21 protein-coding genes are annotated in these 25318 nt (G+C 44.8%); 16 read left to right on the forward strand and 5 right to left on the reverse strand.

All coding sequences use genetic code 11. The features are described from left to right. Window positions 1-134 precede the first annotated feature (134 nt). The gene (locus MKZ12_RS14335; protein WP_339261059.1) at window positions 135-2954 is read left to right on the forward strand and encodes a glycoside hydrolase family 2 TIM barrel-domain containing protein; all 2820 of its coding nucleotides are present in this window, start codon (window positions 135-137) and stop codon (window positions 2952-2954) included. A 106-nt stretch (window positions 2955-3060) separates the two neighbouring features. On the opposite strand, the gene MKZ12_RS14340 is transcribed toward MKZ12_RS14335, so the two are convergent. Both MKZ12_RS14340 and MKZ12_RS14345 read right to left on the reverse strand, forming a co-directional pair. After that, complete coding sequence (locus MKZ12_RS14340) at window positions 3061-4434, reverse strand: sugar phosphate nucleotidyltransferase (RefSeq protein WP_339261061.1); 1374 nt, start codon at window positions 4432-4434, stop codon at window positions 3061-3063. 17 nt (window positions 4435-4451) lie between these two features. Beyond that, a complete protein-coding gene (locus tag MKZ12_RS14345) occupies window positions 4452-5261 on the reverse strand; it encodes a DUF6492 family protein (RefSeq protein WP_339261063.1) in 810 nt (269 codons plus the stop codon). Between the two features lie 203 nt (window positions 5262-5464). On the opposite strand from MKZ12_RS14345, the gene MKZ12_RS14350 reads away from it, so the two are divergent. The 5 genes from MKZ12_RS14350 (at window position 5465) to MKZ12_RS14370 (ending at window position 12235) form a co-directional block, all read left to right on the forward strand. Next, the gene (locus MKZ12_RS14350; protein ID WP_339261065.1) at window positions 5465-6229 is read left to right on the forward strand and encodes a YheC/YheD family protein; all 765 of its coding nucleotides are present in this window, start codon (window positions 5465-5467) and stop codon (window positions 6227-6229) included. A 198-nt stretch (window positions 6230-6427) separates the two neighbouring features. After that, the gene (locus MKZ12_RS14355; protein WP_339242535.1) at window positions 6428-7168 is read left to right on the forward strand and encodes a LytTR family DNA-binding domain-containing protein; all 741 of its coding nucleotides are present in this window, start codon (window positions 6428-6430) and stop codon (window positions 7166-7168) included. After that, the gene (locus MKZ12_RS14360) at window positions 7169-8470 is read left to right on the forward strand and encodes a GHKL domain-containing protein (protein ID WP_339261066.1); all 1302 of its coding nucleotides are present in this window, start codon (window positions 7169-7171) and stop codon (window positions 8468-8470) included. It abuts the gene before it with no gap. Between the two features lie 111 nt (window positions 8471-8581). Beyond that, window positions 8582-10633, forward strand: a complete 2052-nt coding sequence (locus MKZ12_RS14365; protein WP_339261068.1) for a serine hydrolase domain-containing protein — start codon at window positions 8582-8584, stop codon at window positions 10631-10633. Between the two features lie 195 nt (window positions 10634-10828). Further along, the gene (locus MKZ12_RS14370; protein ID WP_339261069.1) at window positions 10829-12235 is read left to right on the forward strand and encodes a PQQ-binding-like beta-propeller repeat protein; all 1407 of its coding nucleotides are present in this window, start codon (window positions 10829-10831) and stop codon (window positions 12233-12235) included. 71 nt (window positions 12236-12306) lie between these two features. Here MKZ12_RS14370 and MKZ12_RS14375 read toward each other — a convergent pair whose 3' ends face one another. Next, window positions 12307-12981: a methyltransferase domain-containing protein gene (locus MKZ12_RS14375; protein ID WP_339261071.1), complete on the reverse strand. Its 675-nt coding sequence runs from the start codon at window positions 12979-12981 to the stop codon at window positions 12307-12309. A gap of 243 nt (window positions 12982-13224) precedes the next feature. On the opposite strand from MKZ12_RS14375, the gene MKZ12_RS14380 reads away from it, so the two are divergent. The 3 genes from MKZ12_RS14380 (at window position 13225) to MKZ12_RS14390 (ending at window position 16203) form a co-directional block, all read left to right on the forward strand. Next, complete coding sequence (locus MKZ12_RS14380) at window positions 13225-14205, forward strand: SDR family NAD(P)-dependent oxidoreductase (protein WP_339261073.1); 981 nt, start codon at window positions 13225-13227, stop codon at window positions 14203-14205. A gap of 265 nt (window positions 14206-14470) precedes the next feature. Beyond that, window positions 14471-15361 carry a UDP-N-acetylmuramate dehydrogenase gene (gene murB, locus MKZ12_RS14385; protein WP_339242548.1) on the forward strand — a complete coding sequence of 297 codons (891 nt, stop codon included), beginning with the start codon at window positions 14471-14473 and terminating at the stop codon, window positions 15359-15361. 146 nt (window positions 15362-15507) lie between these two features. Continuing rightward, on the forward strand, window positions 15508-16203 hold the full coding sequence (locus MKZ12_RS14390) for a hypothetical protein (protein ID WP_339242550.1): 696 nt from the start codon (window positions 15508-15510) through the stop codon (window positions 16201-16203). A 24-nt stretch (window positions 16204-16227) separates the two neighbouring features. Here MKZ12_RS14390 and MKZ12_RS14395 read toward each other — a convergent pair whose 3' ends face one another. After that, window positions 16228-17007: a DUF817 domain-containing protein gene (locus tag MKZ12_RS14395; RefSeq protein ID WP_339242552.1), complete on the reverse strand. Its 780-nt coding sequence runs from the start codon at window positions 17005-17007 to the stop codon at window positions 16228-16230. A 256-nt stretch (window positions 17008-17263) separates the two neighbouring features. Between MKZ12_RS14395 and MKZ12_RS14400 the strand changes: the two genes are divergently transcribed. From MKZ12_RS14400 to MKZ12_RS14430, 7 genes are all read left to right on the forward strand, one after another. Next, window positions 17264-17608 (forward strand): YojF family protein, encoded by a 345-nt coding sequence (locus MKZ12_RS14400; RefSeq protein WP_339242554.1) that lies wholly within the window; start codon window positions 17264-17266, stop codon window positions 17606-17608. Further along, window positions 17608-18306 carry a bacillithiol biosynthesis deacetylase BshB2 gene (bshB2, locus tag MKZ12_RS14405; protein WP_339242556.1) on the forward strand — a complete coding sequence of 233 codons (699 nt, stop codon included), beginning with the start codon at window positions 17608-17610 and terminating at the stop codon, window positions 18304-18306. Before MKZ12_RS14400 ends, bshB2 begins: the two co-directional genes overlap by 1 nt. A gap of 315 nt (window positions 18307-18621) precedes the next feature. Continuing rightward, on the forward strand, window positions 18622-20010 hold the full coding sequence (locus tag MKZ12_RS14410) for a NosD domain-containing protein (RefSeq protein ID WP_339261075.1): 1389 nt from the start codon (window positions 18622-18624) through the stop codon (window positions 20008-20010). Then, the gene (locus tag MKZ12_RS14415; protein ID WP_339261076.1) at window positions 20007-20555 is read left to right on the forward strand and encodes a nitrous oxide reductase accessory protein NosL; all 549 of its coding nucleotides are present in this window, start codon (window positions 20007-20009) and stop codon (window positions 20553-20555) included. Before MKZ12_RS14410 ends, MKZ12_RS14415 begins: the two co-directional genes overlap by 4 nt. Before the next feature lie 61 nt (window positions 20556-20616). Next, entirely contained in the window at window positions 20617-21438 is an 822-nt protein-coding gene (locus tag MKZ12_RS14420; protein ID WP_339261416.1) for an ABC transporter permease subunit, read from the forward strand. Further along, window positions 21431-22144: an ABC transporter ATP-binding protein gene (locus MKZ12_RS14425; protein WP_339261077.1), complete on the forward strand. Its 714-nt coding sequence runs from the start codon at window positions 21431-21433 to the stop codon at window positions 22142-22144. The genes MKZ12_RS14420 and MKZ12_RS14425 overlap by 8 nt, the downstream gene beginning before the upstream one ends. An 11-nt stretch (window positions 22145-22155) precedes the next feature. Further along, window positions 22156-22698, forward strand: coding sequence for a redoxin domain-containing protein (locus MKZ12_RS14430; protein WP_339261078.1), 543 nt, complete (start codon window positions 22156-22158; stop codon window positions 22696-22698). Window positions 22699-22886: 188 nt separating this feature from the next. Here MKZ12_RS14430 and metE read toward each other — a convergent pair whose 3' ends face one another. Next, entirely contained in the window at window positions 22887-25181 is a 2295-nt protein-coding gene (gene metE, locus MKZ12_RS14435) for a 5-methyltetrahydropteroyltriglutamate--homocysteine S-methyltransferase (protein WP_339261079.1), read from the reverse strand. Window positions 25182-25318 lie beyond the last annotated feature (137 nt).

A 25318-nucleotide genomic window follows, 5' to 3' on the forward strand; every position in this document is an offset into this window, starting at 1 on the left:
CGGTATTTTATACATAAGACCTATGCGAGGAGGGGTATCAAGTTTATAATACAGGTATGATTTACCGAAAACGGTTTCTATGACTTGGAAGCGATTACTTCTATTAAACAGATGAATTCAGAGGAGACAAAATTATGATAGCTGCATTAAATCTGGAAGGTATCTGGAAACTTCAGCTCGATGAGCATAAAGTGGAGAATGGTCTGAATTTCTCAGACGTTATTACTTTACCTAATACAACTTCTCATGCGGGCAAAGGTAAGAAAAATGAACAGGTGTTAATCGGTGCGCTGACGGATGAGTATTTGTTTGAAGGATATGCCTGGTTTTCACGTGAGATTGATATTCCCGAACATTTGGCGAATAAACGTTGTTTCTTGCACCTGGAACGAACACGAGTAACCACAGTTTGGATTGATGGGGTGGAATGGGGCACGCAAAACAGTCTAAATACACATCACCGTTACGAGTTGGAGGCAGGGTTAACGGCTGGGACACATACGATCACGATTCGAGTGGACAATACCAATTATCCAACCAAAGGCGGTCATCTTACATCTGAAGACACGCAGACCAATTGGAACGGGATTACCGGGAAGATGGAACTTCAATTTTTTGAGCGTGTATTTCTGGATAATGTGCAGGTCTACCCTGATCTTGCGAATCGGTCTTTTGAGATTAAAGGAGCACTTGTCGGTGAGCTGAGAGGAGTACATATCGTCATATCCGCTGTTGCTGTCAGTGCAGATCCGGTTCATACGACGAAGGAACAGAGTTTCATTCCGGATTCGCAGGAGATTGGGCTGACATATAAGATTGGCGAAGATGCCATGTTATGGAGTGATGATGAGCCTAATCTGTATCAACTTCACATTCAACTGCAAGACGAGAACGGGGAAATACTGGACTCCACCGAAGTATGGACAGGATTACGGGAATTCCGGGCAGCTGGGGACAAATTCACGATTAATGGTCGCAAAACGTTTCTTCGGGGCAAACATGACGGGCTGATCTTTCCGCTCACGGGATATGCGCCAACCGATGTGGATGAATGGGTTCGCATTCTTGGCATTTCAAAGTCCTACGGTATCAATCACTACCGTTTCCATACCTGTTGTCCTCCAGAGGCTGCTTTCATTGCGGCTGATCTGCTCGGCATCTATATGGAACCTGAGCTTCCGTTCTGGGGAACCATTACGGACGAATCCTCGGATGCACACAATCAAGTAGAGCAGGATTACTTGATCAGCGAGGGGTTTGCGATGCTGCAAGCTTTTGGTAATCATCCTTCGTTTGTCATGATGTCCTTGGGAAATGAACTTTGGGGCAGCAAGGACAGATTGATTTCAATTCTGAAAGCATACAAAGCATATGATCATCGTCACCTATATACCGAAGGCTCCAACAACTTTCAGTTTGTACCGGACATTCTGGAGGAAAGTGAATTCTTTTGTGGGGTTCGATTCTCGAAAGAACGTCTGTTCAGAGGTTCGTATGCCATGTGTGATGCGCCGCTAGGACATGTACAGACCGACTTGCCCAACACATTGAAGGATTATGATTCGAACATTGTACCTGAGCAAGGTAGTGATGCTGGCCCTGCTGCTCAAACGGGGGACAAAGAGATTCAGATCCAATATGGCACAGGTTCCAAAACGGTGCAGGCTGAAGCCGGAAGTGATCAACTCGTCTCACATGTACCGATCATCTCGCATGAAATTGGACAGTATGCCACATTTCCGAATTTTGAGGAGATCAGCAAGTATACAGGCTCTCTTAAAGCCAAAAACTTCGAAGTGTTCAGAGAGCGTCTGGAAGCCAAAGGATTGGGACATCTGGCAGAAGCCTACTTCAGGGCCTCTGGCAAGCTTGCAGTCGCCTGTTACAAAGAAGAATTGGAAGCGGCTTTTCGTTCGCAGCAACTAGCAGGTTTCCAACTGCTGGATCTCCAGGATTTCAGTGGTCAGGGAACAGCGCTGGTAGGTGTACTGGACGCATTCATGCATTCCAAAGGCATGATTACACCTGAAGAGTGGAGAACGTTCTGTTCCGATGCGGTGTTGCTCGCGAGATTTCCCAAATATAATTATCGAGCTGGTGAATTATTCGAAGCGCGTATTGAACTAAGTTACTTCCGGAGACAAGTGTTGGATGGACTTCAACTGAAGTGGGAGCTACTAAGCGAGCAGCAACAAGACGGCATCCTTCTAGAAGGGAGAGCTGACCTACCAGCGTTGAATGGAGAACATTATGTGAGTATCACGGATCTTAGCATTCGTATTCCTGAAGTCTCCAATATGACCAAAGTGGAGCTTAGAATGTCCATTCCGGGCACGGATATCCGTAAGTCTTATGACTTGTGGATCTACCCCGGGCAAGTCGAAGTGGATCTGAGCGGTCTTAACCTCTTTACCGAACTTTCGGAACAAGCGCTGGGTCTGCTTGAAAAGGGGGAGGATATTCTACTATTCCCGAATCCTGATCAGATTCAACACGCGATCCAAGGTTTCTACAGCACCGACTTTTGGTCTTACCCTATGTTCCGATCAATATCGGAGAATATGAAAAGAGAAGTTCCTGTGGGCACAATGGGCTTGTTAATTCAACAGGATCATCCGGTCTTCGAACATTTTGTCACAGAGGAGCACTCAACCTATCCGTGGTGGAGCATCGTTTCTGAATCGTCATCCATCATTCTGGATGAGCTGAATAAGGAGCTGCGGCCAATCGTGCAGACCATTGATAATTTTGAACGAAACCACAAGCTCGGCCTGTTGATGGAGTGTCGGGTCGGGAAGGGTAGAGTGCTGATGGGAGCGCTGAATCTGAAGCGTCTGATGACTACATTGGAGGGCAGACAGTTGTTATACAGCTTCCAGCGCTATGTACTAAGTCCGGCCTACCAGCCAGCTGCCCGCCTGGAAGTCGAGGAACTTCGCAAGTTGTTTAACTAAGATATAGGGAGAAGAAGTGTCAGGTTTCCCTTAATTATGCCAATGAGCCCCTTCCGCGAATGGAAGGGGCTATAAGACACGAAGATTGAATCGGTTCATTCTCCCATTAAACGTTAGATGAACCTGCACTTTTTAGGATTACATTCCAATCTTCTTCTTCAAAAAGTATGTTGTCTTTCTCCTCTGTTACTCCGATCCGGACCTCAAGGATCACCATCCTGGTTTCAGCCAGAATAGAAAAGAGACTCTCCTTGGTAATCGCGAACTGATTGCCCATGCTCACTTGCATGACCTTTCTGTTGACAAGCACTTGCCCACTGCCTGCAAGCACGGTCCATGCTCTACACCCAGTTCTATGCCAGTTCAACCCGATATGTTTGCCCGGTAGAACCGTTATGTTTAATGTAGTTACTGTTGCACTCTCATCTTCTAACGAACTTTCAATGACACGATAACTGCCCCAGGTTGCTTCGCCATACATCGGTTTTAGTGGCAAGCTACCCAATTGCGCTTTAATTTCATTTGAACTATTTTTGTTGGCAATGAGAATGCCATCCGGACTTGCGGCAGCGATAATACCTGGCACACCAATGACTTGGATGGGGTAGGGAAGCTCGTTAATAATATAGGAATCGGAGGAAGAACCCGAGATTCCACCGTGTCCGATTACATGGGTATCTAACTGGGAGCACAGCGTATCCCAGCTTCCGATATCCTGCCACACTCCCTTATAAGGCAGGACTACGGCCCGCTGTGCCTTTTCTGCAACATGCTTGTCAAAACTGCGTTCAGGCAACGCTTCATACAGGGACGACAATTGATCATAATGAACCGGAAGCCCCATTTTTTTAATATGGGATATCATAAACGTGACGGTGAATGCGTACACACCGCAGTTCCATAGTGCCCCACGTTGTAGCAGAGTTTCAGCAATGGTGGTTTCGGGTTTTTCTATAAATTGTGTTATGGGCGCATAAGCATTACGTTCTTCCCCACCCGGCAGGATGTATCCATACTGTTCTGAAGCATGTGTAGGCCTTGTCCCAATTAAAGCGATATCGGCTTGAGAATGTTTCAATATATCCGGCAGTAATTGGAAGTTGCTGAAAAAATCTTCACCTGCGAACACATCAGCTGGAGCGATACAGATTACATCGTCATCTTTGGCCATTCGGAAGGATTGCAGATATAACGTCGCTAAGGCAGCCGCAGTAAAAGTGCCTCTTTTATAAGGTTCCCCAATGACTGGTATTTTGCCTTGAGTATGTCGTGCCGTAATATTAGCCTGATCCTGATGTGAAATAATGAGTGTTGAATCTGTTAGGGATGAACTGCCAAGCTGACGGCATACTCTGCTGATCATGGATTCCCTACCTCCAGCGGGTGATGGAAGTATATCTATGAACAGCTTGGAGCGAAGCTCATTGGATAAAGGCCAGAGCCTTTTGCCAGAGCCGCCGCACAGCAATACGATATGCATGGGCTTCCTCCTTACGCTCAGGGAGCTTTACTATAGATTTTCCGTTTATGAAAGGAAAGAGAACGGTATTTAAGAGCCAGATTACGGATTTGTTGCTCTTTTAACGAAGAAGCGTTCACATTCAGACTTTTATTCATGGAACTTCTAAGGGCCATGCTGCCAGGGTTTTTCGTATACATAAAATTGGCATACGTTTCATACTCGGAGAAACCAAACTGCTTTTTTTTATTGATATTGGAGATGATCGCTTTGTACCATGGCACCTTATGAACATCTTCAATTTTCTGTTTTAAGGCAGCGAGTTTCGATTTGTCGAACAGCATATAATGGGTGACAAAAGAACGGGGACGTGGAGCTTTCATGCCTAACAACTTGCGGTAGGTATTGAAATATTCCGGCTGGCTCCAGTCACGGCAGTAAAAGACGGTTTTGCCTTCTACAAGAAATGTATGAGGCTTAATCAGTACGGTATCCGCATCCATGACTAAAAAGTGCTTTGCCTTCACAATGGAATCTCCGTTCATTTTGAGCAGCTGCTGATATAACCAGCCTGACCGATTCCATCGGGAGGACTGGTAGTGTATCTCGTCTTTGGTTAGAGGCAGGACGGATCGCTCATTAACAAAAATGCAGTTTTTAAGGGAACAAAGTTTTCTGATTTTGGAGCTGACCGGAGAAACAATATATATGCTTCCGATAGGATGCTTCACGTAACGCCGAATGTTATCAATGACGTGGGGAAGAGTAGCCAGATCTTTCTCGATCGCTGGTATAAGAACATCAATCTTGGGCGCAGCATTTAACTGCATTCCACGCTGAACGGACATCTTCTCAACTCCTTGCACATATCGTTATGACTTCTTCCATGGTATGTGTGCAAAAGTGGTTTGGTCAGGGCATGTGCTAATATACATTTTTTACGAATAGGGGCTCTTGTAGAGGGTTCCTATATCGGTATGACATATAATGCATGCAGGATCTTGATCAAACAGCAGGCTTTGATGCGGCTGCTGAAGGGAGAACGTACGCCATGGGAGTTGATAAATTGCAGCCATTAAGAAGCAAGTGGCTAAAAACAAAATTGATTATTAATAATGAATCTATTAAACCGTTTATCCCAGACACACAGAAATATAACAAAACGAATCTGAAATCCATGATCAGCAAGTATGGAATGGTCTATGTTAAACCTGAGAGAGGTACTTTCGGGATGGGTGTCATTAAGGCTGAAATGGAAGATCATCAACATTTTGTCTATCAGCATGATCAAAAACGTCTGACTTTTAAAAGCTTTGAATCGTTCTATACCAGTCTGACACGTTTGGTGAATAAAAGAAGCTATCTGATTCAGAGAGGAATCCATCTTCTTAAGCACAATAACAGACGTTTTGACATCCGAGTCATGATACAGCTAAGCCCGACCAAGCAATGGGAAGCTACCGGAATCATCGGCCGACTGGGTCATCCAAAGAAAATCGTAACCAATTATCATAGTGGTGGTACACCGATGGATATTCACAAGCTGCTACAATCACATGCATCCACTAAACGCAGGAATGAACTGGTTAAGGAGATGAATGAGCTTAGCCTGCGCATAGCTCGTCATATGAAAAAAAAGTACCCGTATCTAATGCAAATTGGTGTAGATATCGGCCTTGATCATAGTCTGAAACCCTGGATTATTGAGGTAAATGTCAAACCCGACCCATATATATTCAATCAATTAAAAGACAAGACAATGTATCGCAAGGTAATCCGATATTACCGCCATGCTGTGCCCAAAAAAACAGAATAACCGACCGGACTTTTCATAGAAATGGCTGGAGAAGGTTTTAAGTTCAAGAGTCGCCAATGTGGCGACTTTTTTTGTTGATCTGCGTTTTAGGGTTGGAATAATGCATTTCATCCTAATTCGACACCGAAACCTATGCTAAAATAGTATATTCGAGAGTGAAATTCAGAGTCGATGTTGATGAAAGGCGGATGTCCCTCCATGTTTAATATTGCAATCTGTGATGACGAGCAGCAGCAGAGAGATCGTGTGAAATCAATGCTGGTCTCCTTATCTCTAAAAACCAATTTTGATTTTCAAATTAGCCTATTCACATCTGGAGAACAACTGCTCTCACACTACAGAGAGGTTGGGGATACATTTCATATTCTCATCTTGGATGTGGAGATGGGCGGAATGAACGGAATCCAGACCGCTAAAGAGATCAGGAATATGAAGTTTCTGGATGTACAGATTATGTTCTTGACCAGTTACCCGGAATACATGGTGGAGAGCTTCGATGTCATCACTTTTCAATATCTGATCAAGCCAATACAGCCGCAAGTTTTCGAGGAGAAGATGATTAAGCTGTGTCAATATTTTCAGGCATTGGAGAAAAAGTATGTGCTGATCAAGTCAGACTATGATGAATTGCTGCTGAAATATGATGACATCCTCTGGATGGAGGTCGTCAAAAGCTTAACGATCAAGAACAAGTTGAATGTGGTGACACGAGAAAATGTGCATGAGACCAAAGGTGTTTTATCCAGCTATGCTTCCGGTTTGAAAGACCATGGTTTTTTACAGATTCATCGCTCGATTATCATTAATTTGATGCACGTGCAGAAGTTTTCCGGTACTCAAGTCGTTATGTTAAATGGGACGGAGCTGCCCATAGGCAGATCCAAGATTAAGGAAGTCAAGGATGCCTATACCAAATACATGATTATGAGGGTTCAGTAAATGGACATGTATATGATGTTTTCTATCATCTTCGTGACCTTACTTATGGCTTTCCAGGCAAATTTTTATTTTGACTCTGTGTTGGGGAAGTCCAAGCGGAAGCCGCGTAGAGCAGTCTATTTCTTGGTATTTGTGCTGTTGGATTACTTTTATTTGGCAACTTCCTTCTCCGACCTCGTTTCGACAGCGATTGCCCTAGTATTAATCTTCAGTCTGGCACTATCCTATGATGTGGAGCTTAAAATCAAGCTTGTGTTTACCATCCTGTATGGGGTTCTGATTACAATGGCGAATACGATAGCTGTATATATTCTAGGCGTTTTGGAATCCACAGGAGACTTCATCTCATGGGAACAGTTCAATGGTGAAAATCACTGGATTCTCTCCAAGGTGATGCTGCTTGGTTGCAGTATCATGTTCATTGTTATTCAAATTGTACGTCTAGTCGCGAAACGCAGAGGTTTTGCTGTGCATTATCGTTATTATTTGTTGTTTCTCATTGTGCCGATAATCACGATCTATCAGATCAATGTGGCCTCCATCTATAGTGAAAAAAACATTTTCTACGTCTTTTCTGTACTAGGCTCTCTATTTCTCAATGTATTCATTGTTTATGTATTTGATAATATGGTGGAAAAAGTACAGCTCACGCATGAAAATACCCAGTTACAGCGTCAGATGGATTACCAGGATGCCAATTATGAGAAGACCGTTCATAGTTTTAAAAATATTAAAAGCATCATCCATGATATCAATCAGCAATTTCTGTATATAGATGAATGTATCAAACGTAACGAACTGGCGGCGGCAGGTGACCATATCCAGTCTACATTGAATACCATTGAAGGTGCGTATCAGCGGGTGAATTCCGGCAATCTGGTCATTGATGCTCTTGTTACAAATACCCTGGCTATGGGGCAGGCAAACGGAATCAAAATCGACACCAAAATCCAGCTCCACTCGCAACATATCCAAATCGATCGTTATGATCTGTGTGTGGTGCTTGGTAACATGCTCGATAACGCAATTGAAGCCTCCAAGAAGGTTAGACAGGCGGAGGATCGATATGTTCTCATTGCCATTCACTCCACATCTTCTGCACTCGTCATTCAGATTATGAATCATGTAGAGCAACCGATCGTTGATTTGAAAAGTGAAAAGCCAAATCCCGAGTACCATGGCATCGGTCTAACCAATATATCGAGAATATGCGAGAAATATGGCGGACATATGAGTATTGAACATCCTTCTCGGAAGTTTAACAACATGGTCGTGCTTCCGTTTCACACCGACAATCCCTGAACATACCGTTCGGGGATTGTTTTTTTCCATTCAGGGTCCAATTGCGTTCGATCTGTCATTTCCCGGATATGATGAATTCATTCATAAGAACATTTGAGGGAGGACATTGGGATGAAAAAGTTAATTAGTCTTTTATGTACAGCCGTGATTGTAATTACACCGATGACAGATGTCAGCGCAAAGGAGAATACCAGTACAACGATTGAGACACGGGCGGAGCAGATCGCCACGGAGATGGTGCAAAACTACGGTGTCACCAGTGTGCAGTATGCGATCAGGGACGAAGGGAAACTCATTTTATCAGATAGTGTTGGATTGCACGACAAGGCATCACAAAAGCCAATAGACAAGGAAAGCATGTACGGCATAGGCTCGGTTAGCAAAATGGTTGTTACGGCAGCCGCCATGAAGTTGGCCGATTCCGGCAAAATAGATCTGGATGAGCCGCTTACTTCGTATATCAAAGACTTTAAGATGGCAGATCCGCGATATACTCAAATCACACCGCGCATGTTGATGAATCATTCATCCGGTCTTTACGGTACACATTATGGAAACAGTATGTTGTTTGACGATAATGACACCCGCAATCATGACGAGCTATTACTCAAACTCCAGTCCGAAAAACTGAAATCCAAGCCGGGAGCCTATTCCGTCTACTGCAATGATGGCTTCCAGTTGCTGGAGCTTATGGTGGAACGGGTGAGTGGGTTATCATACAGCGAATATATCGACCAGTACATCAGTGAGCCATTGAAGTTGGAATCAACGAAGACGCCAATGGATGACTTTGATAGAAATCAGTTATCCGAAACCTATTGGCCAACACTTGCAATGAAGATGCCAACCGAAAATGCAAACATTATCGGTACAGGCGGAGTGTACTCCACCGCAGAGGAGTTGAGTCAATTCGGAGAGGTTTTGATGGGGAATAGACCGGATATTCTGTCCGAATCAGCTGTGAAGGTCATGCAATCACATGAATATCGTAAAGGCTTGTGGGTATCAGATGAGCAAAATACGATCAATTATGGCTTGGGGTGGGATTCGGTTGACCTTGCACCTTTTAGCGATTATGGGATTACCGCGTTTGCCAAAGGCGGAGATACCATGTTGTACCATGCCGTGTTAATCACAATACCGGAACATGATATTTCTATGGCGGTCCTATCCTCTGGTGGATCTTCCGTCTACAATCAGATGTTTGCCAGCAAAGTGCTACTGGAAGTTCTGGCGGATCAAGGTATTATTGACAAGGTGAAGCCAGATCAGACCTTCTCGTCACCCGAGAAAGTGAAGATGCCCACAGAATTAAGCACATACTCCGGTCTCTACGGTACGGTAGGAGAAACATTGGACATAAAGATCAAGGATAGCGAATTCACATTGCCTGCCTTGTTGGGTGGAATTGTCCCGGAGCAGAACTACGTGTACACAGGGGATGAACATTTTACAAGTACAGATGGCAGCGTGAAAGCCAGTTTTGTGAAGGAACGTAATGACAAGGTGTATGTTAAAGTTCAGGCCGTGATAACGTTACCTGGGATAGGCCAAACCATAATGAACACATACGATTATCAAAAGCTGGATCAACATGCGCTGGACGCAACAACAAAAGAGAAATGGACAGCTCGTGACGGCTCGAAATATTACGCACTGGATGAAAAAATAACATCGATCTTTTATCTGCTTCCATCGATGCTGATCAAAAATCTGTCTGTTGATGCCCAAAATGGTTACGCCAATGGCACGGAAATCTTGGATGCGAATAATGCGAAGAACATCGCTCAGATTCCTGTGATGAACGGAAGAGATGCGTTCGATCTGCAATTTTACACGAAGAATGGTGCCGAGATTTTGATTCAGGATGGGCAGGAATACATTGCAGAGGATGCAATTAATCCAATCTTTGGTGGTAAAAAAGGAATTACGACTATCCCGGCTAACGGTCAGGCCCGTTGGTATGCCATTGACGCCCGATCGGCGAACAAATCCATTACGGTGAGTTCTCCCAACACCGGAGGTTATGCAGTATATGACGATAAAGGGGAAATGGTTGACTTCTCTGTTGCAACCAATCAGGAATCGACGAAGCTGCCGAAAAGTGGTTTTATCGTTTTTGGTGGCAACGCCGGTGATGTATTTCAGATTGAGTTAAAGTAAAGCAGGGACCTTGTTGCAAAGGCACGTTCCCAACGTGTCACATAAATAATGTCGTATTCAGAAAGTCGCCCTAAGGCGGCTTTTTTTATTCTTTTTAGAATAATTTAACAATCGGGTAACTTTTCGGTCTCACTGCTCGTTATATTTTATGTAGTTATATATCAGGCTCATTTATCACAGGAGGAATCACTTTCTATGATCAATCGACATAAACGTCACACAATGAAGCATTATAAAAGAAGTGCAGGCAGACCCATCATTGCTGGTCTTACTGCCGGAATGCTGATGGTTCATGGAGTCATCGGCGTACTGCCATCTCAGGCACATGCTGAAGCATCGGATGTATCCATTCGTAACTGGTATTCGTATCAGCGAATCACTGTACCTGAACTGAAACCTACTTGGACAGCAAATGTAGATAACTATTTGAATATGAATGAGACGTACATCGGAGCAAGTGCCATTGCAGAAGAAGGCAAAGTATTCACGTTTGCTGGATCGAAGTTGGTGGCACTTGATGCGACAACAGGTAAAAGGCTCTGGACTTACGGCAAAGATCTGACACCTTATATCACCTATCAAAGCGGCGTCCTTTACGGACTGACCAGTGATCATAAGCCTTATGCCTTGAATGCAAAAACAGGCAAAGCAAAATGGCAATCTGTCACATCCACCTGGATTGATACGGTTCAACGTACAGAAGTGTTGGTGCCAACAATGGATACGCTCTACGTGATTAAAGGAAGTACAACGTTTGCACTGGATATCAAGTCAGGCAAATTGCGTTGGTCGGCAGATGAACCATTAGGGGAAGGTCATGGTACTGAGTATCTGGAAGAAGCTAATGGTGTGGTGCTGAGAACTTTTTTTGTTCAAGGAGCACTTACATCCACTCAGCTTAATGCGTACGACAAGAAAACAGGCAAGAAGCTATGGGGTCATTTTGGTCAGGGGGAGGCTCTTCAGATCAAAGACGGTCTTGTATATTCAGCGGATTACTATTCTCCAATGTTGGGAGATGATGACGAATCTTCGCCTGAACGCAAATGGAAAGTTAATGCGTACAACCTGAAGACGGGTGTGTTAAAAGGAAGTCAGGAATACACCTGGAAAATCCCTGGTGATCCACCGTATGAAAATGGGTATGGCGGAATTTTTACGAATAAAGATAAACTATACATTTTGCAAGGGGATAAAATAGCCGAGTATTCATTGACTTCAACCAAGTCTGAACCCACGCCACTTCGAACTTTTCGTAGCCCTTATGGAGAAAATATGGTGTGGGTTGGCATTACACAGGAACGGTTGATCTTCAGGAACGCCAACACGGGAGAGCTCACAGGCATTAAGCTGGCTAATGGTCAGGAGGTACAGTGGCATGGTGATGCCCCCGTTGCTCAGATCGATGTTTACGGTAAAGGAATGTATCGAGCGCAACGTAACGGCACCTTACTTGCACTCAACATGATGACGGGGCAGCCTGCTTTTCGAGTATCCACTGGTGGTGACCTGCACAACACGACGTTGAAGACAAACGGAATGATTATTATCCAGGCTGAAGGCAAACTTCTTGGCGTTAAGCTTCTAGCATCGCTGAAATAATTGTTTCAGAATGAAAATTATAGGGAGAAGACCGGATCATGGCATAGCTTGCGCCTCTAATCCGGTCTTTTTTATTTTTGCGCGTAAAATACCGCAAAGTCCAAGGATTTGTACATGCAATCAACCACAGGAAACCCCGCTTCTTCCAACCACATAAACTGATCCTCCAGCGTGGCATTGATATCCACCTTGCGTCTTTCGATCGAAGCCGAGATGGCTTCCTCAGACAAGCCACTTTGATGAATTGCTTCTAACCAGCGCTGGCGATAATAGGTGTCCGTATCGGGAGTTCTTCCCTGAACCTGATCTGCGTTGATGAAGCGGCCACCTGGTTCTAACAGCTTATGTACAGTTTCAAACACCTTTTTCTTGTCAGCGTGGGTCAGATGGTGAATAGACAGGGAGGAAATAATCATATCGTAGGAACTGGTGAAGTTGTAATTTGAGTAATCTCCGACCAAGTACTCTACCTGTGTAGTATCAGCAAACCTTTCACGTGCCCCTTCGAGCATCTGATCACTGATGTCGATCAGGGTTAATCGTGCGTTGGGGTACTTTTGCAGGACCAATCCGGAGAGAAGCCCCGTTCCTGCACCGAGATCAAGAATACGTGGCGAATCGAGCGAACATTCCATTAGCTTCAGAGCCATTCCATAGAAATCATCAAAGCAAGGGATAAGTTGTTTTCGCTGCACATCATAATCTTGGGCTACCTTATCGAACAGCTGCTTTACTGAGAATTCCATATGCTCATCACTCCTTGAGGTTTTCTCCATAGTTTACAAACTGGAAGGAAACAAGGGAAATACCGATTATGGATAAGTTCATAGGCTGGAGCTATGGGTTCCGAGTCAAAAGGTCGCCAACCGGCGGCTTTTTTCAGATTGAACGGAAACGTTAAGACGAATGATTCGCTGTATTTGACCTAGAGTGTACTCTAAGGTGTAGACTTGCATTAGATAGAAACTATTTCAAAGGAGACAGATGAGATGACACAAGAAGATACCTTTAAAACCTTACAACATAAAATTGGCTCAGGGTTCGATCATCGGAGTACAACAGAGGACGTATTAAGTAATATTGATCTGACAGGACAACTTGCTATTGTAACAGGGGGTTATTCCGGCCTGGGGCTGGAGACGACACGCGCACTCGTCCAAGCAGGAGCTCACGTCGTTGTGACGGCACGCCGGCCAGCTGTTGCCCAAGAAGCTCTATCCGGACTGTCCGGTGTGGAAATTGACGAACTGGATCTCGCGGATCTCTCAAGTGTTCGTGCCTTTGCCGAGCGGTTTGTGGCGAGTGATCGCAACATCGACATGTTAATTCTCAATGCGGGCATCATGGCTTGTCCGGAGACGCGTGTTGGTCCTGGATGGGAAGCTCAATTTGCAACCAATCACCTAGGCCACTTTGCATTGACTAATCTGTTATGGCCAGCACTTGCAAATCAGGGTGGCGCACGTGTTGTTTCCTTGGCATCAGCGGGACATCATTTCTCACCGATTCGTTGGGATGACATCCAGTTTGAGCATGATTATGAGAAATTCCCTGCCTATGGACAGTCCAAAACAGCAACCATTTTATTCAGCGTTGAGCTGGACAGACGTGGTGCTGAACAGGGAGTGCGTGCGTTCTCGGTTCATCCAGGTGGAATTATGACGCCGTTGCAGCGTCATATGCCTAAAGATGAGATGATCGCATTGGGCTGGATTGATGAATCTGGACAAGTGGCCAATCCTGCATTCAAAACACTTGAACAGGGGGCGGCAACGCAAGTCTGGGCAGCAACTTCTCCTCAGCTTGAGGGCAAAGGCGGTGTCTACTGCGAGGATTGTGACATCAGTGAATTGGCTCCTGAGGATGGAGGTTTCTATGGGGTGAAGAAGTATGCGATTGATCCTGAGCAAGCTCTTCGTCTATGGAAACTGTCCGTAGAACTGACGGATACGGATATCCCAACCACATAAATCCTTGAGTTACACAATAATTAAATTGAGATTCACACTAAACGCTACTGAAGTTGTCAGTAGCGTTTTTTTTATTTTGCTCATACTATTTGAGAAAGTAACATCCCTCATGGTTAGGTGAATATCATATATCAGAACAGAGGGAAGAAAGGATACATTATACGGCTCAGTGAAGTGAAATAAATGTGATGGATTGTAATGTGAGTGCTTTTCCATTTAAAATAGAGGAATCATGTTCTTTTTGAGAACGCAGGGAGAGAAAATCATGAATATTTTTGAGCAACACATACCTTTAGAAAAAGTAAAATTCAATGAACCGCTAAAAAATCACACGTTTATTAAAATTGGTGGTAAAGCAGATATCCTCATCCATCCAACAACGATAGACGAAATCACTAAAATCGTAGAGATTGCCAACATACATCAATTGCCGCTGACGGTTATTGGCAAAGGCTCCAACGTCATCATCAAAGATGGAGGTATCCGAGGTGTAACTATTTCCCTTAGTCATTTCGATCAAATTAAAGTGAGTGGAGACAGTATGATTGCGCAAAGTGGCGTTGATATCATTGATGTATCCAGGCTTGCTTTGGAGCATAGCTTAACCGGTTTGGAATTTGCTTGCGGTATTCCCGGAAGCACGGGGGGCGCACTCTACATGAATGCGGGTGCCTATGGGGGTCAGATCGAAGATGTTGTTGAACGAGCGACTGTGATCACCAAAGACGGTACAGTATTGGAGATTCCTCGAGAAGAGATGAAGTTTGGTTATCGAAATAGTCTCTTCAAGATGGATCACTATATCATACTGGAGGCCGAATTCGGGCTCAAAAAAGGAAACAAGGAAGATATTGCAAGCAAAATGAAGGAATTAACGTTCCTGAGAGAATCCAAGCAGCCGCTTGAGTTCCCCTCTTGTGGAAGTGTATTTAAACGACCCGAAGGACATTTTGCCGGTAAACTGATTCAGGATTGTAACTTGCAAGGCACTCGTATCGGAGGTGCAGAGATCTCCATGAAACATGCGGGTTTTATCGTAAATGTGGATCACGCTACTGCCCAGGATTACATGGATCTGATTCAATTTATTCAGAAGAAAGTATATGATACGTTCCAGGTTGAATTGGAAACCGAAGTGATCTTCCTGGGAGAATAGCTTCGATGAATACTTGAAAGGTCGCCGTTGGCGACCTTTTTTGATTGGACACATTGGATTCGTACAAGAATCCATATACTAATTATGGTAATATTAGAGTGATTGTTTTTAATATTTCATCGTTTTTATAAGGAGTGCACTCGGAGATGTCCAAACGTAACAGGAGAATCCTGCTAATCATCACAATGGTAATTGTACTCTCGCCCGTGTCAGTCCTGACATATATGTATATGAATGAACGTGCAGGGGGGTTAGCCGATCAACGCATATCTAAAGTTTGGGGATTAAGTGAAACTATACATATTCCTATAGCGAAAAGTCCTGAGGGAGCAGTTCAGGAATTTAGAGGTGAGTTTTATACCTCCCAATTTATTCATCAGGAGGCTGTAGACGGAGGCATGATTTTGTTCACACAAAAAAAGGGTCGGGAAAACAACAGTAATCTTCAGATGGAGTATACCCGCAAGAACATGTTCGGATGGAAATGGGTATGGGGTGGAGGTTATTCCATAAGTGAGGGTCTACAAACCAAGTTTGCTTTGAATTATATGAATATACCGAAGTTGGATAAAGTCTCGGCCCCGTTTCCCATGTTGTTTGGTGACATCGTAGACCCAACCATCAGACGTGTAACTGTTGAAATCAAGCAAAATGGAAAACCAGTAGAGATAGAAAGCAAATTGGTTGAAGTGAGTCGGGACCAGCTGATCTGGTACGCCTTCCTGCCACCCGCAGCAGATATCCCATATACAATTCAAGCTTATAATGTTGAGGGCGAACTTATAGCAAGCAAGCGAATTGAAGATGCGAATGACAGTGGCTCATTGAATGTTGAACGATGATGCATATGGGTGTGATGATGGATATTACGCAGGATCATCTGTTGTTCGATTGGCTTTCACATATTTGAGCTGCGCAACGATGATGACGCTAATGATCACCAGCAGGAACCACGAACTGATCTTGCTAAAGCTAACCAGTTGCCAAGCATCATGTTGATCAGGATATTTCCAGCCATTGAAGAATGTAGCGATATTCTCAGCAGCCCAGATGAAGAAACCAACAATGACAAAAGCAATGGATAACGGCATTCGATAGGTCGTTGCCCGTACCCGGTAGATAATCCACGTTTTCCAGAAGACAATAAATACAAGCACCGTTAGCCACCAACGAAAATCGGGAATAAAATGATGGGTGAAAAAGTTGATATATATGGCTGCACCGAGCAGACCGGAAGGTAATATACCAGGCCATCCAGTCATGTCCATTCGCAGTCTTCGCCACACCTGACACATAAAGCTGGCTACACTTGCATACATGAATCCACTATATAGAGGGACACCAAGGATTTTGGTGTACGCCGGCTCAGGGTATGACCATGAGCCCATCCATACTTTATAGATCTCCAACGCCAGGCCAATCATGTGAAATACACAGATGACCTTGATTTCATCCCGGGTTTCCAAGCCGCTTCGATACATCAGGTACTGCACAACAAGCAATACCAGCAGGATCGCATCATATCGATAAAGAAAAGGAACTGGGATGACGCTGGATAGGGCCAATGTGCCAAAGATCGCTACAGGAAATATGCAGCTCATCGCCTGATGATAGCCGAAATGCAGTAGCTGTACTATAGGTTTCATTTCAAATTCAACTCCTTTCCAAACACGTTGGAGCCAGATTTATTTAAGATTTAGGGTGTTTATCATAGGCGTTTTTCTGCCTACACTTCATCATATAGATATTTCTGTGAATAAAAAGAGAAAAAAACGCACAAATCTGTTCTTGTTTTTCAGGATTGTATCCCTCAACCGTGATGACTCGGTCCTTCCATGTATATTCTCTCGTGGTTATGTTAAAATGGAATTCGAACAATTAACAATAGACAAGGAGGCCGCCATGCAACCGATCAAACCTCAAGATATTCAGCTCCGACTCAGTGAACTTGCTGATCAGGACTTATACGTACATCTGGAACTCACGTCAGGTGCATATGCACATCATTATGATAGTTCGAAGCATCCGGCATCGGCATTCATTACCAATGCGGCCATACGATATACGCAGGGCTCTATTTCGGGTACGGGTCCATACCGGGTAGGTCTAAAAACCACTCAGGGATGGATATATGCCGAGGGTCTTACACATATTGACGAACAGGAAAACGAAAGACTTATTCTGGCTGGTCACGACACTCAAGGCAAGCTGGTTGTCGCGTTACAACTGAGTCGGGAGATGTTCTGATGAAAGTGGAGGATGGAAAAACCATGAATACGACACACAATGAGCATGAGCGAATCTTGGTGGTGTATCCACATCCGGATGATGAAGCTTTCTCTGTATCGGGAACATTAGCCAAATACATAGATGGCGGTGCCCATGTAACCTACGCTTGTCTGACACTTGGCGAGATGGGGCGCAACATGGGTATTCCTCCCTTTGCCAACAGAGTCACATTGCCTGCGATTCGCAAGCAAGAACTGATTGAAGCTTCCGCAGCGATCGGAATCCAGGACTTAAGAATGCTCGGTTTTCACGATAAAATGATTGAGTTTGAAGATCCGCAGCTGCTCGACGATTGTATTATGGCACTGCTTGAAGAACTGAAACCGTCGCTCGTCATCACCTTCTATCCGGGCTTCAGTGTTCACCCCGATCATGATGCTACGGGAGAAGCCGTCATTCGCACGATTACTCGTCTTCCTGTAGCTGAGCGCCCAGTGGTTCACTGTGTTGCGTTTTCGAATAATCATGAACAGTTCATTGGCACAGCAGATGTATTCGTTGATGTGACTGGATTTTTAAGTCAAAAAATGGCATCAATTCGTGCCCATCGTTCCCAATTCCAGGCAGCAGAGCTTGTCGGAAATCGTGAGCTCGATGATGAAGAAATTAAGAAACGCTTTGGTAGAGAAAAATTTTGGACCTATCCATTTGAATAATCGGATCACTTAGAAGTCGCCATTATGGCGGCTTTTTTTGTTAGATCACAATATCGACACAAAAATGTGCTGTCTATAGCCTAATTGAGCTATATGGAAAAAAATCCGTTTTAAGTACACTGTGATCAGGATTGTGATAACGCTTCATTATTGGGTTGCTTCAATGGATGAGGAATAAGGATGAATGATTCTGAGTGAAATGGAGGGATGGTGTGTACAGCCAAAGTATGCTTGAGATTGACGTAAGATCTGTTAAATACAACGCCACAGTATTACACCTCAGCAACAAGGAGCCAGATTTGCGCGGGATGAATCATGAATAATTTTGGGGAAAGGTTGCGTGTGTTTGGCTGTTGCAAGAAAAGCAGGGGCCTGGTCCTGCCTTTTCTAATTAGCATGTTGATTGCCCTATTGTATTTCCCGCAGGGAAAGGCCATGGCCGCCTCTGTAGAACGTGATCTCATTCCCCTTCAGCCAATGATTGACCGTTCTGCATCCGGAGATGTCATTGTACTTGAGTCAGGCCGATATGCAGGCCCCATAACGATTGATAAGAACATCACCATTCAGGGCGATCCTACGGTCATTGTTGTTAACGCGGAAGCCACATCTACAATAATGATTCGTTCGGATGGGGTGAAGTTGAGAGGTTTTACCATTGAACATGATGCGAATGCACAGACTGCAGCCATTCAGGTTGAAGGGAACAACAGTGAGATCACGGATCTGCATATTCAGACCCAGGGTTTTGGGATAATCATCCGGAATTCAAGTCAGGCGGCGATTCAGCGGAACAAGATCACTTGGGTGGGGTCTGGTTCTGCAACCAGTAGCCAGAAGGGCAATGGCATTGATCTGTACAACGCCCATGACAGCTACATTGAAGGCAATGAGATCACAGGCATGCGGGATGGCATCTATCTGGAGAACAGTCGCATATCTACCGTTCGAAATAACAGGCTGTTACATACAAGGTATGGCATCCACTGTATGTACATTGACGGCTCTTCTGTCATGGACAATACCGGAGAAGAGAACATGACAGGTGCCATGATCATGGGCGTCAAGAATACGGTTATATCGGGCAATTCTTTTCGCAAACAAAGTACCCATGTTCATTCCCAAGGCATTCTGTTGTATGACGTACATCAATCCTCTGTACTCAACAATGTGGTGGAGGGCAACCGTGTCGGTATGAATATAGCAGAATCCTCGGGCAATGAGATCCGTGGCAATGCGGTACTTCGGAATTTTGTGGGCATTCAGCTGGTTCTGGCAGAAGATAACGAATTCACACATAACCAATGGGTCTCCAATGTTATTGAGGCTTCGGCTTTGGATAGCCCGAACAATGTCATGATGGAGAATTACTGGGACTCCTTTCAGGGGCTCGATCTAAATCAGGACGGAATCAGTGAGATTTCCTATGCCATTAATCCTTTTTATGAGCAACTGGTCAGTCGAAATTCTGCGTATCAGCTCTTTTTTCAATCACCGGGCATGGTCTTTCTGAGTGACTTGTTTACAGAAGGCAGAGAACAATGGACTACTGACAAGTCGCCACGAATGAGCATGGATAAGGGATCTGATCTGCACATAACAGTGGAAACAGCTACAGGTACCCATATGGTTTGGATCATTGGGCTAGCTTTGCTGGGTATAGCGACTTTTATCATTATCTATATGGGGGTATCACGAAAATGAACAAAAGCTTGAACGGAAGATGGTCAATGCTTATGGTACTTATGTTTGGCATCGTATTATTAACAGCTTGCGGAACAAAATACGCGGCATTGCCGATTAATGAAGAGGTGGATATCTGCGCGATATGTAAAATGCAGGTGAAGGACGATGTATATGCAACGCAGCTCACTACGAAAGACGGCCAAAATTACAAGTTTGATGATATCGGTTGCATGAACCAGTGGAAAACAGAGAATGGCACAGATAACATCGGCATGGACTATGTGCGTGACTATAATGACAAGGAATGGATTGAATACAGCAAAGCCACGTATGTATATGATGCTTCATTGCGCACGCCTATGGCCTATGGAATTCTAACTTTCAAGGACAAGCCATCGGCTGAAGCGTTCGTTGCAGAGCAAGGTGTGGGGACCATTATGACTGCTGAGGATCTTGCATCGCATGACTGGAAACAAAATACAGAGAATATGGACATGATGGGTGAACATGGGCACGGAGAAGAGGGTATGAGTGACGAAGGAATGAGTGATGAGAAACACTAGGAAGATGAGACGAAAGAAGAGTCAGGTCACTAGGTATGACCATAGAAAATGGTGATCAATGATGGCAGATATGATACAGATTGCAAGACGGGAAGTGAAGATGGGATTTCGCAATCCCTGGGCGTATTCGTTTCTGATTCTTTTTTGCACATTTAGCTTAAGCTTGTTACTCCTGAATTCGCAGAATCTGGTTCAAGGATATTCGGGCACAACAGGTTCGATGCTGAATCTGATTCTATACCTTTTGCCATTAATGACGCTGTTCCTCGGTTCCTTCTCACTAACATCCGAAAAGGAAGATGGCAGTTGGCAACTGCTGGCGACATATCCCATTGGTACGATGCCCTTTATTGTGGGCAAGTATGTCGGGTTGTCGATTGTATTGATTACCATTGTTGCGTTTGGATACGGCCTGATGGGAGTGATTAGCGGAGTAGTCGGGAATCCACTGGATGTCATGACATATCTTCTCTTTCTGGCATTCTCGTGTGGACTGGTGTTGTTATTTCTGACACTGGCTCTATTCCTCGGTTCGTTGTCGCGCAATCGTTGGCAGGCATTAACCATCTCGGTGACCGTATGGTTTTTCACAGTCATTGGATGGCCAACGTTACTGCTCTCAGTATTGGGATTGATGCCTTATCTGTGGGTCAAACCGATGCTGGTTATGCTAACGTTCATTAATCCGGCTGAGCTGGTGCGATTGTTCGTAGTCATCAAACTGGGAGGCGGATCCATTCTAGGGCCTGAATATTATCAATGGGTGGAGTGGGTGCAACAACCCAGTGGCAGTTGGATTTTCATCGGGATATGTCTGTTCTGGATCACCTGCTCTGTCCTGACCATATACGCGATCTGGGAGAGGGGGCGTTCTCATGGATAAGGTGGGACTCGAAGTGATGGGATTGGGAAAATCCATTAAAAAGAAACGTATTGTTGAGGATATCTCCTTTCGCATGAGTTCCGGTCAAGTGCTTGCCCTCTGTGGAGGCAATGGCGCAGGAAAGAGCACGGTGCTGCGTATGATCGCTGGAATTCTTCGGCCTACCACGGGTGACGTTGTAGTCAACAATATTCGTTGGTTGAAGGAGCGCAAACATTATTCACAGCAGATTGGATATATGCCGGATGATTATCAATTTAATCAGGGATTAAGTGCGGAGGAAATGCTTCTGTTCTGGGCTTCTCTGCGGAAAGTTCCCAAGGGGAGAGTACAGGAAGTACTGACTATGGTAGGTTTGGAGAATCAAAAGAAAAACCGGGTTACGACTTTCTCCAAAGGTATGCGCCAACGTGTGTTATTTGCTCAAGCTGTACTGTCCAAACCTCCATTGCTCATCATGGATGAGCCAACAAATGGATTGGACCCGTTCTGGATGCAGGAATTAGCTCAGCTCCTCAAGGGTATCAAGCAGGAAGGCCACATGGTCGTGTTCTCAACCCATCAGCTGGAGATTGCAGATGATATTGCGGATCAGGTGATATTCATGAACCAGGGACGTAGTGTGGGAGAGGGCTCCACCCGTGACTTTCGTGATCAATTCGGTTCGCTCCATGCAGCATTTCATCAAAGTCTTGGTTTAAAGTGAAGGTGAGTTCAGTGCAGAAGAAGAATCTTAAGAGCAGACGTACTCTTACAATTTTGATTGGATTGATCGCTTTGTTAGCAGGTGCATGGGCTATTTTTGAAAATGTATCGACACCTGAGTCAGGGCGAGCCAATATGATTCAAGTAGGTGCAAGGGCCCCTGAGTTCACAGCGGTTAATTCAGCAGGCGAGCAAGTGAAGCTGTCGGATTATCGGGGCAAAGCCGTCATGATTAACTTTTGGGCTTCATGGTGCACGCCCTGTGTAAGGGAGATGCCGCTCGTACATCAGATTGCCCAGGACTATCAGAATGATGTGGCAACCCTGTTTGTTAACGTGGGGGAATCAAAGGGTACGATTCGTGAGTTTATGGATAAGCAAGCGTTTAATTTTCCGGTCATCATTGATGTGACGGGTAACATATCAGGGATGTATCGTATTGCGGGTTTGCCCGCTACGATGGTTATTGATAAGGAAGGGAAGTTCCGTCACATATTGCTGGGCGAACTTACTGAAGACATCCCTTTACAGCAATGGCTGGAAGAGAGTATTTAGTCGTAAGAGTTGGATGGTGAGAAAAGCGGCAGGAACCCCCAAGATCGCCCAAGATCCCTCATAATACAAGTGAAATGAAGGTGCGTTAAAAGTAACTACAAAAATTTAAGCACATAAAAAGCCTGACACCCCTTTAACGAAGGAGTGTCAGGCTTTACTTTTTTAAATATGCTGCTTCGCAGCAGAGATTACAATACAGCAGCGGAAGCGTAATTGGTACGGGCGATTCTGGTTGCATCCACCATGTTACGGAGGGAAGCCACCGTTTCTTCCTGTCCACGGGTTTTTAATCCGCAGTCCGGGTTGATCCAGAACAGCTTCGGATCAAGAACACGCAGGGCGCGTTCAATCATGCTGCTCATTTCATCCACACTTGGAACCCGTGGACTATGGATATCATATACGCCAAGACCAATACCCAGTTCATACGTATTTTCTTCAAAACTATGAATCAGTTCGCCGTGACTACGGGATGTCTCAATAGAAATGACATCTGCATCCATGGCTTCGATGGAATCAATCATGTCATGGAATTCACAATAGCACATATGCGTATGAATTTGGGTCGTTTCGTGCACCGTGCACGTGGAAATGCGGAACGCTTTGACCGCCCAGGCCAGGTAATCGGCTTGTTCATTTTCCTTTAGCGGAAGCCCTTCACGAACAGCCGGCTCGTCAACCTGAATCATACCAATGCCTGCCTGTTCAAGTGCTTCAACTTCCTGTCTCAGCGCATACGCCAATTGATAGGCAATCTGCTCCCGAGCAATGTCTTCCCGTACGAACGACCAGTTCATGATGGTAATTGGGCCAGTCAGCATGCCTTTAACAGGGCGATCGGTCTGCGATTGAGCATATTTCGTTTCTTCTACCGTCATTTCACCCGTGAACGCAACATCCCCGAAGATAATAGGCGGCTTCACGCAACGTGAACCATACGACTGTACCCAGCCGAACTGTGTAAAGGCAAAACCGGCAAGTTTCTCGCCAAAGAACTCAACCATATCGGTACGCTCAAACTCACCATGTACCAATACGTCAATTCCGATCTCTTCCTGAAGCTTAATCCAGATATCAATCTGCTCCCGGATGAAGGCAGCATACTGTTCGTTGTTCAACTCACCTTTTCGCCATAACTGACGTGCTTTTCTGACTTCAGCAGATTGTGGGAAACTGCCAATCGTTGTTGTCGGGAAGAGTGGCAATTGCCATTTGGTCTGTTGGGCTTCATGACGCTCGGCAAAAGGACGAGAGCGCTCTGGCTGTTGAACACTTATGGAAGCAACGGCTTTCTGTACAGCTGTGCGGTTCCGATCTTCGGATTGCTGAAGTGCCTGAAGGGGAAGCTCTGCTTCGTCTATTTTGGCTGTAATCTCTGCACTTGGTGAAGATAGGGCTGTAGTCAAAAGAACGATCTCATCCAGCTTTTCATCTGCAAACGCAAGAGCATTTTTCAATTCGGATGTAAGTTTGGCCTCACGTGCAGTGGTAACGGGCACATGCAGCAGGCTGCAGGATGATTGCACGATGATACGTTCAGACGTTACGACTTCAGCCAGTTCATTCAGCAACTTCAGTTTGCCTTGAAGGGAAGCTTTCCAGATCCCACGTCCATCAATAATACCTGCTCCGAGCACTTTGTCAGCCGGGAAACCGGATGTGCGAATGGATTGTATGTTACCAGAGAGTCCGTGTACAAAATCTAGTCCTACCCCTTGCACTGGCAATGACACAATGTCACTGTAGTTTTCGACAGATTCAAAGTACGTTTGCAGCATGATATTCAGGCCCGGCACGGCTGCCGCAAATGTCTCATATATTTTATTCAGACGCTGTACGTCTTCATTATCTAATTTGGTGACCAGAATAGGTTCGTCGATCTGCACCCACTGAACACCTTCACTCGCAAGTTCCTGGAGTAATTGAGTGTAAAGTGGAAGCAAGCGATCCAGCCATGCGTCAGTCTCGGATTTATCATAGCCTTTCGAGAGCTTCAGGAAGGTTAATGGTCCAACGATGACCGGTTTTCCTTCAATGCCGAGTTTTTCTTTTGCTTCACGATAAGCGAGAAGGGGTTTGTTCTCCGTCAGAGTTGGGGAAGCCCCGTCGAGTTCAGGTACGATGTAGTGATAGTTGGTGTTAAACCATTTTGTCATTTCACTCGCTGCGGCATCTTTCGTACCCCGGGCAATGCCATAATATACGGACAACGGAACCGAGCCACCATCATAAGCAAAACGTTTAGGAATAATGCCGAACATCACGGCCGTATCCAGGATATGATCGTAATAACTAAAATCATTCACCGGAATGAGGTCGATGCCTTTTGCTTGCTGTTTACACAAATGATCAATACGGATCTCCTGCAGACGTGCGTGAAATTCTGTTTCCTCCAATTTGCCTGCCCAGAACGCTTCCAACGCTTTCTTCCATTCCCGATCAGCACCAATACGCGGATATCCCAATACACTACTTTTCGTCATCGTTTAAAACCCCTCTGCTTTATGTTACACAAAATTTATCACAGATCCGGAGTTATAACGTAATTCCATTAAATTATACCTAGTTATAGCCTGTGGCTATATCAAAAGTGATCATTACGTTTGAAAAAGACACCAGT

This window comes from Paenibacillus sp. FSL R5-0713, assembly GCF_037973325.1.
GTDB lineage: Bacteria > Bacillota > Bacilli > Paenibacillales > Paenibacillaceae > Paenibacillus.

Excerpts from the sequence above, each read along its gene's own strand:
- MKZ12_RS14335 (WP_339261059.1), top strand. The coding sequence starts at position 135 with ATGATAGCTGCATTAAATCTGGAAGGTATCTGGAAACTTCAGCTCGAT.
- MKZ12_RS14340 (WP_339261061.1), bottom strand. The coding sequence starts at position 4,434 with ATGCATATCGTATTGCTGTGCGGCGGCTCTGGCAAAAGGCTCTGGCCT.
- MKZ12_RS14345 (WP_339261063.1), bottom strand. The coding sequence starts at position 5,261 with ATGTCCGTTCAGCGTGGAATGCAGTTAAATGCTGCGCCCAAGATTGAT.
- MKZ12_RS14350 (WP_339261065.1), top strand. The coding sequence starts at position 5,465 with ATGGGAGTTGATAAATTGCAGCCATTAAGAAGCAAGTGGCTAAAAACA.
- MKZ12_RS14355 (WP_339242535.1), top strand. The coding sequence starts at position 6,428 with ATGTTTAATATTGCAATCTGTGATGACGAGCAGCAGCAGAGAGATCGT.
- MKZ12_RS14360 (WP_339261066.1), top strand. The coding sequence starts at position 7,169 with ATGGACATGTATATGATGTTTTCTATCATCTTCGTGACCTTACTTATG.
- MKZ12_RS14365 (WP_339261068.1), top strand. The coding sequence starts at position 8,582 with ATGAAAAAGTTAATTAGTCTTTTATGTACAGCCGTGATTGTAATTACA.
- MKZ12_RS14370 (WP_339261069.1), top strand. The coding sequence starts at position 10,829 with ATGATCAATCGACATAAACGTCACACAATGAAGCATTATAAAAGAAGT.
- MKZ12_RS14375 (WP_339261071.1), bottom strand. The coding sequence starts at position 12,981 with ATGGAATTCTCAGTAAAGCAGCTGTTCGATAAGGTAGCCCAAGATTAT.
- MKZ12_RS14380 (WP_339261073.1), top strand. The coding sequence starts at position 13,225 with ATGACACAAGAAGATACCTTTAAAACCTTACAACATAAAATTGGCTCA.
- murB (WP_339242548.1), top strand. The coding sequence starts at position 14,471 with ATGAATATTTTTGAGCAACACATACCTTTAGAAAAAGTAAAATTCAAT.
- MKZ12_RS14390 (WP_339242550.1), top strand. The coding sequence starts at position 15,508 with ATGTCCAAACGTAACAGGAGAATCCTGCTAATCATCACAATGGTAATT.
- MKZ12_RS14395 (WP_339242552.1), bottom strand. The coding sequence starts at position 17,007 with ATGAAACCTATAGTACAGCTACTGCATTTCGGCTATCATCAGGCGATG.
- MKZ12_RS14400 (WP_339242554.1), top strand. The coding sequence starts at position 17,264 with ATGCAACCGATCAAACCTCAAGATATTCAGCTCCGACTCAGTGAACTT.
- bshB2 (WP_339242556.1), top strand. The coding sequence starts at position 17,608 with ATGAAAGTGGAGGATGGAAAAACCATGAATACGACACACAATGAGCAT.
- MKZ12_RS14410 (WP_339261075.1), top strand. The coding sequence starts at position 18,622 with ATGAATAATTTTGGGGAAAGGTTGCGTGTGTTTGGCTGTTGCAAGAAA.
- MKZ12_RS14415 (WP_339261076.1), top strand. The coding sequence starts at position 20,007 with ATGAACAAAAGCTTGAACGGAAGATGGTCAATGCTTATGGTACTTATG.
- MKZ12_RS14420 (WP_339261416.1), top strand. The coding sequence starts at position 20,617 with ATGGCAGATATGATACAGATTGCAAGACGGGAAGTGAAGATGGGATTT.
- MKZ12_RS14425 (WP_339261077.1), top strand. The coding sequence starts at position 21,431 with ATGGATAAGGTGGGACTCGAAGTGATGGGATTGGGAAAATCCATTAAA.
- metE (WP_339261079.1), bottom strand. The coding sequence starts at position 25,181 with ATGACGAAAAGTAGTGTATTGGGATATCCGCGTATTGGTGCTGATCGG.